The organism is Streptomyces torulosus (genome assembly GCF_001419765.1).
GTDB classification, from domain to species: Bacteria; Actinomycetota; Actinomycetes; order Streptomycetales; family Streptomycetaceae; genus Streptomyces; species Streptomyces torulosus.
In genome coordinates this window covers 1-10,386 of record NZ_LIRK01000138.1, presented here as the reverse complement: position 1 = coordinate 10,386, position 10,386 = coordinate 1, and the positions used below count along the sequence as shown (strand labels likewise).

General features: G+C 68.3%; 8 protein-coding genes. 2 read left to right on the top strand and 6 right to left on the bottom strand.

Annotated elements, in window-relative coordinates:
* Nucleotides 1–1,079 (top strand): arabinofuranosidase catalytic domain-containing protein (locus AOK23_RS10610; RefSeq protein WP_055712492.1); only part of this gene is annotated, 1,079 nt, incomplete at its 5' end.
* Between the two features lie 28 nt (nucleotides 1,080–1,107).
* Nucleotides 1,108–2,442: a ricin-type beta-trefoil lectin domain protein gene (locus AOK23_RS10605; protein ID WP_206336177.1), complete on the top strand. Its 1,335-nt coding sequence runs from the start codon at nucleotides 1,108–1,110 to the stop codon at nucleotides 2,440–2,442.
* 114 nt (nucleotides 2,443–2,556) lie between these two features.
* Here AOK23_RS10605 and AOK23_RS10600 read toward each other — a convergent pair whose 3' ends face one another.
* The 6 genes from AOK23_RS10600 to AOK23_RS10575 all read right to left on the bottom strand — a co-directional run.
* On the bottom strand, nucleotides 2,557–4,269 hold the full coding sequence (locus AOK23_RS10600; protein ID WP_055712493.1) for a lectin: 1,713 nt from the start codon (nucleotides 4,267–4,269) through the stop codon (nucleotides 2,557–2,559).
* Nucleotides 4,270–4,298: 29 nt separating this feature from the next.
* Nucleotides 4,299–7,136 (bottom strand): carbohydrate-binding protein, encoded by a 2,838-nt coding sequence (locus AOK23_RS10595; protein ID WP_055712490.1) that lies wholly within the window; start codon nucleotides 7,134–7,136, stop codon nucleotides 4,299–4,301.
* A gap of 839 nt (nucleotides 7,137–7,975) precedes the next feature.
* Nucleotides 7,976–9,133: a hypothetical protein gene (locus tag AOK23_RS10590; RefSeq protein ID WP_157877992.1), complete on the bottom strand. Its 1,158-nt coding sequence runs from the start codon at nucleotides 9,131–9,133 to the stop codon at nucleotides 7,976–7,978.
* 128 nt (nucleotides 9,134–9,261) lie between these two features.
* On the bottom strand, nucleotides 9,262–9,570 hold the full coding sequence (locus tag AOK23_RS10585) for a GntR family transcriptional regulator (RefSeq protein WP_055712488.1): 309 nt from the start codon (nucleotides 9,568–9,570) through the stop codon (nucleotides 9,262–9,264).
* Nucleotides 9,567–9,923: a hypothetical protein gene (locus AOK23_RS10580; protein ID WP_206336176.1), complete on the bottom strand. Its 357-nt coding sequence runs from the start codon at nucleotides 9,921–9,923 to the stop codon at nucleotides 9,567–9,569. Before AOK23_RS10580 ends, AOK23_RS10585 begins: the two co-directional genes overlap by 4 nt.
* Nucleotides 9,924–9,961: 38 nt before the next feature.
* Nucleotides 9,962–10,386 (bottom strand): integrase core domain-containing protein (locus tag AOK23_RS10575; RefSeq protein ID WP_240496342.1); only part of this gene is annotated, 425 nt, incomplete at its 5' end.

The following is a 10,386-nucleotide window of genomic DNA, read 5'->3' as shown; positions in this document are numbered from 1 at the left end:
AGATGTGTATAAGGGCCAGCAGGACCATCCTCTGGTCCTGCAACGGCGGCACCAACCAGCAGTGGAGCTCACCGACCCCGCCGCCGGACCCGCCGGACCCGCCGGTGCCGGGCGGCGCGGGCACGTGCGACATCTACGCCTCGGGCGGCACCCCCTGCATCGCCGCGCACAGCACCGTACGAGCGCTCTACGGCACCTACAACGGCAACCTCTACCAGGTCCGGCGCTCGTCCGACAGCACGACCCGGAACATCGGCGTCCGGAGCGCGGGGGGCGCCGCCGACGCGGCGACGCAGGATGCGTTCTGCGCGGGGACCGCCTGTGTCATCACCGTCGTCTACGACCAGTCCGGCCGCGGGAACGACCTGTGGTACCAGGGTTCGAGTGTGGTTCCCGGCTCTCCCCAGAGCCGCCCGGCGACCGCGACGTCGGAGTCGCTGACGGTCGGCGGCAGCAAGGCCTACTCGCTCTACATCAATCCCGGCAACAGCTACTGGCGGGACGGCCACCTGACCGGCGTGCCGACCGGCAGCGCCCCCGAAGGCATGTACATGGTGACCAGCGGCACCCATGTCAACGGTGGCTGCTGCTTCGACTACGGCAACAGTGAGACGACCCGAGCGGCCGACGCGGCCGGGGCGATGGACGCGATCAATTTCAGCACCCAGTGCTGGTTCGGCGGGTGCGTCGGCAGAGGCCCCTGGGTCCAGGCCGACCTCGAATGGGGGCTCTACTCCGGTGGAAGTCAGAGCTGGAACACGAACCAGCGGGCCTTCACCAGCAAGTTCGTGACGGCGATGTTGAAGAACAACGGGACGAGCCGTTTCGCGCTCAGGGGTGCCAACGCCCAGACCGGAAGCCTGACCACGCTGTGGGACGGCGCGCTTCCGCCCGGCTACAGCCCCATGAAGAAGCAGGGCGCCATCATCCTCGGCAGCGGTGGTGACTGCTGCAAGCCCGGCGGCGGCGCGAACCTCAGCGCCGGCACCTTCTACGAGGGCGCGATGGTGTCCGGCTACCCGTCCGACGCAACCGACAACGCGGTACAGGCCAACATCGTCGCCGCCGGCTACCGCTGAGTTGCTCATCCATGAAGGGAGAAACGTGATGCGACAAGGCAACAATCGTCACCGATGGCGCACACCGATCGCCGTGGCCCTCACCCTCTTACTCGCCGCGGCCGGCATCAGCGGCATCGGACTGACGTCCGCCGCCGCGGCCGAGGCCCCCTCCGTCGCCCCGAGCGCCGGATGCGGCAAGCCCCCCACGCTGTCGAGTGGTCCGCGCTCGATCCAGAGCAGCGGCAGGACGCGCAACTTCATCCTGCGGGTGCCCGCCACCTACGACAACAACCGCCCGTACCGAGTGGTCTTCGGTTTCCACTGGAACGGCGGCACCGCGGGCGACGTCGACTCGGGCGGAACCAGCGGATACTCCTGGTCGTACTACGGCCTGCGAGCGATCTCGAACGACAGCGCGATCTTCGTCGCGCCGCAGGGCCTCGGGAACGGCTGGGCCAATTCCAACGGCGAGGATCTGACGTTCGTGGACGACATGATCAGGCTGATCGACGCGGGCCTGTGTGTCGACACGAACCAGCGCTTCGCCGGGGGTTTCAGCTACGGCGGCGGCATGAGTTTCGCACTCGCGTGCGCCCGACCGACCGTGTTCCGCGCGGTCGCCGTGTACGCGGGCGGCCAGTTGAGCGGGTGCAACGGCGGTACCCAGCCGGTCGCGTACATCGGACTGCACGGCTTGCGGGATCCGGTGCTCCCGATCGCCACAGGGCGTTCGCTGCGTGACAGGTTCGTGCGGAACAACGGCTGCACTGCCCAGAACCCGCCGGAGCCGGCGCGGGGCAGCCTCACGCATGTCGTCACGACCTACTCGGGGTGCCGCGCCGGCTATCCCGTGGCATGGGCCGCGTTCGACGCGGGTCATACGCCCGGTCCCGTCGATGGATCGGCCGGTGACTACGAGCCCGGGGAGAGGTCGTGGACCCGGGCGGTGGTGTGGAACTTCTTCACGCAGCTCGACGGCTCGACGCCCACCCCGCCGAACCCGACCACGTTCCGGCTGCGCAACGAGGGTGCGGGCCGGTGCCTGGACGTCAACGGCGCGAACGCGGCCAACGGCACACCGATGATCGTCTGGGACTGTCACAGCAACGCCAACCAGCAGTTCACCCAGAACGGTCAGGCGCTGCAGGTGCTGGGCAAGTGCCTGAACGTTCCGCCTGACGCCGCCGCCGGCACGCGGGTGCAGATCCAGGACTGCAACGGTGGCGCCAACCAGCAGTGGGCCCTCAACAGCAACGGCACGATCCGCAACGCTCAGAACGGCTTGTGCCTGGACGTCAACGGCGCGGGCACCGCCAACGGCTCCGCGGTCGTCGTGTGGAACTGCCACGACGGCGCCAACCAGCGCTGGGCGCGAGCATAGACACACGAGGGAAGGCGGCACGTGAGGTCACGTGCCGCCTTCCCTCCCCCCGTGACGGAAGGGCCACCCGACACCGCGCAGTGTCGGGTGGCCCTTCCGGCGTGTCGCGACAGCTCAGGGCAGGGTCCATTTCTGGTTGGCGCCGCCGTGGCAGGACCACAGGTGCACGAGGGTGCCGTCCGAGGAGCCCCCGCCCGACACATCCAGGCACTTGCCCGACCGCGGGTTCCGCAGCGACCCGTCCGGGTACGCCTGCCAGTTCTGGTTGACACCACCGTTGCAGGACCACAGCACGACTCTCGCCCCGTCCGCCGTACTGCCACCGCTGACATCCAGGCACTTGCCCGACGCCTTGATCGTCGACCCCGGCGCCACCGTCCACTGCTGCCTCGCCGAACCCGTACACGACGAGATCTGCACCGCCGTCCCATCCGCCGAACCACCGTCACGGACATCCAGACACTTGCCCGCGACCCCCAGGATCGGACCCGCGCCGGGGGTGGGTGGCGTGCTGCCGCCCAGCTCCTTGATCCGGACGTTGCGGAACGACACGTCGTCCCCCGTGCCGTGATTCTGGATGCCGACGTGGCCGGCGAGCGAGCGGGCGGGATTGGTGTTGGTGAAGTCATTGATCTTCACGCCGTTGAGCCAGACCTGGAGCCGCTCGCCCTCCACCAGCAACTCGAAGGTGTTCCACTCGCCCGGTGGATTGAGCGCCGCGTCCCGGGCAGCCGTGTCCGGGGCCTTGACGGCGTAGATCGAGCCCGTCGTGCGGTCGGGCGCGTCGGTGGCGTCGATCTGGACCTCGTAGCCGTTGTCCAGTGCCGACGACGGATCACTCGTGGGTGGGAAGCCCACGATCACGCCGGAGTTGTCGTCGCCGGGCATCTTCCAGTCCAGCTTCAGCGAGTAGTTGGTGAACTGCTTGGCGCTGTACCAGAGCATGCCCATGCCGCCGTATGAGGCGAGGGTGGCGTCCGCGTTGGTGAAGCCGCCCGGGCCGGCCTGCGACCAGCCGGTGGTCGAGCCGTTGTAGAGGGTCGTATAGCCGGTCTCGGGCCGGCAGTCGGCCTTGGTCCGGCCTGCCGCGTACCGGATGCCGCCGAGCAGGTGCGCCCGGAACGCCGGCTCCGCGTACGCCGCCTGACTGTGCCCGCCGCCGGTGTAGAAGGCCCGGCCACCCGAGTGGGTCTTGCACCAGCTGTGCGGGTGGTCGGCACCCATCGAGCCACCCGAGTACGACGACTCGTCCAGCGTGGTGAGCACGCGCGCGGTGGTGCGGGGGTTGGTCCGGAAGTTGTACCACTCATCGGTGCGGGTCCAGGTCTGCGGCAGGTGGGCGGTCGCCGCGTGCGCCCGCCCCTCCACCTTGACGTTGGCCTGCTGGACAGCGGGGTGCGAGGCGAAGTACGCGCCGACCAGATCGCCGTAGAACGGCCAGTTGTACTCCGTGTCCGCGGCCGAGTGGACGCCGACGAAGCCGCCGCCCGAGCCGATGTACGACTGGAACGCCGACTGCTGGGTGTCGTTCAGAACGTCGCCGGTGGTGTTGAGGAAGACCACCGCCTCGTAGCGGCTCAGGTTGCCGGTGGTGAACTGGTTGCCGTCCTCCGTGGCCGTCACCGTGAAACTGTTCGCCGCGCCGAGGTCGCGGATGGCCTGGATCCCCGCCGGGATCGAGTCGTGCCGGAAACCGGCCGTCTTGGAGAACACGAGGACGTCGTAGGACGTGTCCGCGGCGTGGACGGGGTGGGGCTGTCCGAGGAGGACCAGGGTGGCGAGTGCCGTGGCCGCCCCACCGAGCAGGGTTCGGGGTTGTCTGCGCATGTGCGTCGCTCCCTTCTTGGTGACCGACATCAGGGCAGGGTCCATTTCTGGTTGGCGCCGCCGTGGCAGGTCCACAGGTGCACGAGGGTGCCGTCCGAGGAGTTGGCGCCCGACACGTCCAGGCACTTGCCCGACTGCGGGCTCCGCAGCGACCCGTCCTGGGCCGTCTGCCAGTTCTGGTTGGCGCCACCGTTGCAGGACCACAACTGGACCTTCGCCCCGTCCGCCGTGCTGTTGCCGTTGACGTCCAGGCACTTGCCCAACGCCTTGATCGTCGACCCCGCCGTCACCGTCCACTGCTGCCTCGCCGAACCCGTACACGACGAGATCTGCACCGCCGTTCCATCCGCGGAACTGCCGTCACGGACATCCAGACACTTGCCCGCGACCCCCACGATCGGACCCGCGGACGGGCCTCCGCCGGTGTCGAAGGTGAACGCGTCGACGTCGAAGAGGAATCCGGAGCCGCCGGTGAAGGTCAGGTAGAGCGTGGTGGTGCCGGCCGGTGCACCGGAGATCGAGCCGCCCACGGTGGTGAAGTTCGTCCACGATCCGGTGACCGGGACGGTGGCGGAGCCGAGGACGGTGCCGGTCGGCGAGCCGGCCCGAACCTGCAACGTGCCGCCCGCGCCACCTGACGACACCCGGGCGCTGAACGTCGTGGCGTTGCTCAGCTTGTACGGCTCGAACGCGATCCAGTCGCCGTTCTCGATGTCGCCGACGGACTTGCCGCCCTCGGCGGTCGACTTGTCCAAGGTGGTGACGCCGGACGACGTCTTGTAGTGCTCGGCCTGCCGGTGCTTCGGCTGCAGGATGTGCTGCGTGTGCGTGGTGAGCCCGGCGTTGTCGGTGTACTCGGCGTCGAAGACCCCGAAGATGTTCGCCGCGTCGTCGTGCTCACCGTCGACCGGGATGGTGATCGTCCCGGAGCAACCGGTCTTCGAGGTGATCGGATGGCCGTGGCTGTCGTGGCCGACGATGTACGTCATCTTGACCTTGGCACAGTCGACGGTGCCGTCCTCCGGATCCGTCACGGTGATACTGAACGGCACGGTGTCGCCGAAGGCGAAGATCTCCCCCGCGGCGGGTCTGTTGATGGTCACGGTCGGCGCGGTGTTGCCGACGGTGATCCGCACGTCTGCGGTGCCGGTGGCACCCTGCGGGTCGCGCACGGTCAGCGTGGCCGTGTAGTTCCCGTTCGTGTTGTACGTCTTCGTCGGGTTGGCGGCGGTGGAGCTGGTGCCGTCACCGAAGCTCCACGCGTAGGTCAGTGCCCCACCGTCAGGGTCGGACGAGCCCGCCGAGGAGAAGGTCACGGTCAGCGGCGCCGCGCCGGACGTCCGGTTGGCGCCGGCCACCGCCGTGGGCGCCCGGTTGCCGCCGCCGACGTAGTCGAAGCGGTACAGGGCGGAGTACTGGTCGCCCTGGTACAGCCCGGCGCCGTAGTCCAGCACGTAGTAGGAGCCGTCCGGGCCGAACGCCGAGTCGATCACCTGCTTGCCGTTCCAGGGGAAGCTGTCGATGGTCCCCGGGGAGCCGTCGGCGTTGAGGTGGATCGGCTTGATCCAGCCGCGGCCGAACTCCGTGGCGAAGAACTGCCCGTCGAACGACTGGGGGAACTTCGTGGGCGAGCTGAGGTCGGGGTCGTACCGGTACACCGGGCCCGCCATCGGCGACTCCGAGCCGCCGCCGAACGCCGGCGGGCTGCCCGCGTCGCCGCCGTAGCGGATCCAGGCGGCCTTGGCGGGCGGCAGCGTGCTCAGGCCGGTGTTGCGGAACGAGTTGTTCGTCGCCCCGCCCGAGCAGTTGTACTTCGGGCCCGCCGTGTTGGTGGCGAAGTCCCACTCGGCGAACGTCTCGGCGTTCGTGTTCGTGCCGTTGCAGTACGGCCAGCCGTAGAAGCCCGGGCCCGTGACGCGGTTGAACTCGACCTGGCCCTGCGGCCCGCGCCCCGAGGTGGCCCCGGCGTCAGGGCCGTAGTCGCCGACGTAGACGATGCCGGTGGCCTTGTCCACGCTCATCCGGAACGGGTTGCGCAGGCCCATCGCGTAGATCTCCGGCCGGGTCCTGGCCGTGCCGGGCGCGAACATGTTGCCTTCCGGGATCGAGTACGACCCGTTCTCGTTCACCTTGATCCGCAGGATCTTGCCGCGCAGGTCGTTGGTGTTGGCGGCGGTGCGCTGCGCGTCGAACGCCGGGTTGCGGTTGGTCCGTTCGTCGAGTGGGGCATATCCGGCGGACTCGAACGGGTTGGTGTCGTCGCCGGTGGACAGGTACAGGTTGCCTGCCGCGTCGAAGTCGATGTCTCCGCCGGCGTGGCAGCAGATGCCGCGGTCGGCCGGCACGTCGAGGACATCCACTTTGCTGGACTGGTTGATCGTGAAGTCGGCGTTCAGCGTGAACCGGGAGAGGCGGTTGACACCCTGCCACGTCGACCAGTTGCCGCCGGTGGTCGGTGCGTCGCCTCCCGGCGTGGACAGCGGCGGGGCGTAGTAGAGGTAGATGTGCCGGTTGGTGGCGAAACCCGGGTCGATGCCGATGCCTTGGAGGCCGTCCTCGTCGTGCACGTAGACGGGGATGGTGCCGATGACCGTGGTGGTGCCGTTGGCATCGGTGCGGCGCACGGTCCCGTTGCGAGCGGTATGCAGCACCGACCGGTCGGCGAGCACGGCCAGCGACATCGGCTCACCGACCTCCGCCACTCCGCGGGCCAGTTGGACCTGCTGGAAGTCGGCGGCGTTGATCGGGTGCGCCGCGGCCGGCGTCGCGCCGGACAGGTTCGCGATCAGAGCGGCCGCGACCAGGAGCAGAGCCGAACCGATGGCCGGCCAACGTGTGGCTGCGACCCTCCTGATTTTCATGAACATGACAATGCTGTCCCCTTCCTGAACAGATGACTGCCAGGCTTGGGGCGCGCGCTGCCGCGCCGATGCCGTAGCGGGATGTCGCCGCTTCGGCCCGCCAGGTGTGTTTCGGCGGGCCACTACGCCGAGCGGGGGCAACCGCTCGGAAACAGCAGGAGTCGATGGCTACCGCGCTGTCGGGTCACATCGACGTCCCTGATGGTCTGTCAGCAAGGCTAGGAGACTTCAGCCCGACGTGTCCACACTTCCCTCCGGATCAGCCGGGCTTTCGGGCTCGGGCCCGTCGTCTGGATCACGCCGGCTTCGGGTTACGGCACCTTGTTGGCCGCCGGTGAGCGGGGCTCGGGTGCGTGCGGCTGCAAGGCGGAGGAGGGTGTCACCATGCGTTCATCCAGCGCGTCAACACGCGGGACGATGTCAGGTAGTTGCGGCACCAGTGGCCTGTCTTCCCCTCCGCTCCGCCTTCTCGCAAGTCCCCCGAAGGCCGGACCAGTGGATCGGCATGAGTCTCTGGCCCTGTTCCGCGCCGACAATCATGGCGCGTTCCTCGGCACCGGGGAGCACAAGCTGAGGGCGAGTTGGTCGCTGGGGATCTGGGCAAGGCCTGCGGGGCTTTGGCCGGCCTCGGGTACGCGATCGTGACCGAGGAGCTACTGGAGAGCGACTACGCCGGCCCAATCCCGCTGCCTTGGCACGTCCAGCGTCCCACCTGGTGGCACCGCTTCTTCGGAATCCTCTGACGACGATCTCGCGTTTGACCAGCGACCAGATGCCTCCTACGGGTTGAAATCAGGTGCGTAGCGACCAGAAGGCTCTAACGCTACTGCCCGACGTGGCGGCATTCAGCGTTTCAGGCTGACGATCACCGCTTCGTACGTGGGGTCGCTGCTTGCGGATGCGACGGAGCCGATGCCGAGGATCTTGGCGGTGCCCGGGACCGCCGTGATGGCGTTTAGCCGGAACCATTGCTTTCCCTTGATGCTGGGCAGCTTCGGGTACGCGATCGTTTCGCAGTCGCCGTCCGCGGTGAGATACCGCCTGGGGCTGACGACCGCCCCGCGCTCACCGTCGCGGACCGTGCGGCCGCGGTCGGCACACGCTCCCTTGGCGTTCGGCAGTTTGGTCCAGCGGGTGCCGTTCCAGCGCAGCCGGACGTCCTCATCCGGGGGGTCGGGCTCGTCGTCCTCGTTGTAGGAGGCGAGATAGCCGTAGGCCCGTACGTCGTCCTTCGCCAGCGCGACGACCTCGGTGAGTCCGGCGTGGGGCTCGGTCGGCCAGACCTTGAACCGGTACTCCGGCATCGGCGCGGACTTCCAGGCACGGCCGTCCCAGTGCACCCCGGCGGGCTGGGTGAACGGCAGGGACGGGTCGTCGTCGTCATATGGTTCGTGGTAACCGACCGCCCACAGGTCATCCGGCGCGACGCCGTCGAGTGCGGTGACGGTGACGGGCAGTTTCATGGCAGTCCATCGGGTGCCGTCCCAGTGGTAGGCGTTGGACTGGTCGTCGAGGACCCAGATGTCGTCGGTGTCAAACGCCCTTACATCGGAGGCCCGGGGGTCGTTTGGGAGTTCAGGCAGCGCCGTCCAGCGGGTGCCGTCCCAGTGGGCCATCCGCACGGCGTTGAGGTTCAGGCTCGCTGTCAGCAGGAATCCGCCTGAGTCCACAGTGTCGAAGCGTGCGTCGTGGACGCTGTCGCCGAACGATGCGGGCATGGGACGGCGCTGCCAGCGGGTGCCGTTGTAGTGCTGGAGGAATGCCCCGTCGGCGTCGGCCGGCTCGGGGGGAAAGCGGGTGGTGCCCGCCACCCAGATGTCGTCGTCGGAGGTCGCCATCACAGCGGACAGCTCAATCGTGCCCTTGCCGTCGAAGAATTTGTCGTACTTCCAGGTCAGGTCACTGACATCCTTGTCGCTCAGGGCGCGTACGGCCAGGACGGAGACAAACAGGAGCATTGACGCGGCGAGCGCCACGCTGACCTTGACGCTGCGCGTGTTCACGGAGATGTTCCCCACCTGGTCTTGACTGCCGGATGAGCCCTGTGGCGCCGGTCCGTGAACTCGTGCATGTTCATGTAGAGCAGTCCAGCAGGGACGAGGTTGCGACCTTCCGCAATTTTTTTCTGCACCTACGTCGGCCCTGCCCGATTCACCGTCTCCGAACGCAAGCCCAGGGCCTTGTGCACGGCGGTCAGGATGGCTTCGGTGTCTGCGTCGAGAGCGCGGGCGGCTGTGGTGAAGTCTCCCGCCAGTGTGGCGAGTTGATGCGGGTTCAGGAGGGTCGGTTCGGATGGCAGCGGCGCGACCTGGGTGCCATCACGGTAGGCGCGGGCCACGGTGCCCGGCGACACGCCCAGGTCGGCAGCGAGCTGGGTGCGAATCTGCTCGTACGGCGGAACCGCGCTGGTGGTGTCGACGCGGACGACAGGGCCGGTCATCGTCGGGCAGCCCGGGCTACCACGATGGTGAACAGGCTCCATGCCAGGGTACTCAGGGCCAGCAGGCCAAGGGGATAGATCGCCGAGGCGGTGACGGTGCCCAGCGTTCCCGCGCAGGTCGAGCGGGTCAGTACGACGGCCATCATCAGAACGACGAGCAACAGTTGGTTCGAGACCAGCATTCCCCAGGCTGCCGTGATCGCCCAGGAGCGGTCGTGGCGCTGCTGGTCGCTGCCGGGTCGGAGGGCGATGCGGCGCAGGGCCCAGGCGCAGGCAGCGGTGCCGATGTCGAGGGAGGCGAGGATCGGGATGCCGTAGAACATGCCGGGCCAGGGGCCGAGGGGTTTGGCCACACCGTCGCAGGTGACAGTGAGTGCCCGGTCCGCCCGGCCTAGGTGTGCTGTTCGGAGAGGTTGGTGACGCGGCTGGCTGGGGTTTGGCCGCCGATTCCGGTGTGGGGTCGGTGGTAGTTGTACCAGTCCAGCCAGTCGGGAAACGCTGTCTGCCGTTCGGTGTCTGAGGTGTAGGGGCGGTGGTAGGCCCATTCGTCGAGCAGGGTGCGGTGGAAGCGTTCGACCTTGCCGTTCGTCTGGGGCCGCCAGGGCCTGGTCCAGCGGGGGCTGATGCCCAGCTTGTGGCAGGTGTCGCGCCAGGTGGTCTTGGTGTAAGCCCAGGCGTTGTCGGTCAGGACCCGTTCGACGGTGATGCCGCGTTCGGCGAACCAAATGGCAGCCCGAACAAGGACCGCCGCAACGGCGTCGGTTACGCCTACCTGCACACCGCCCTGGACGACCACTCCCGCCTGGCCTACACCGA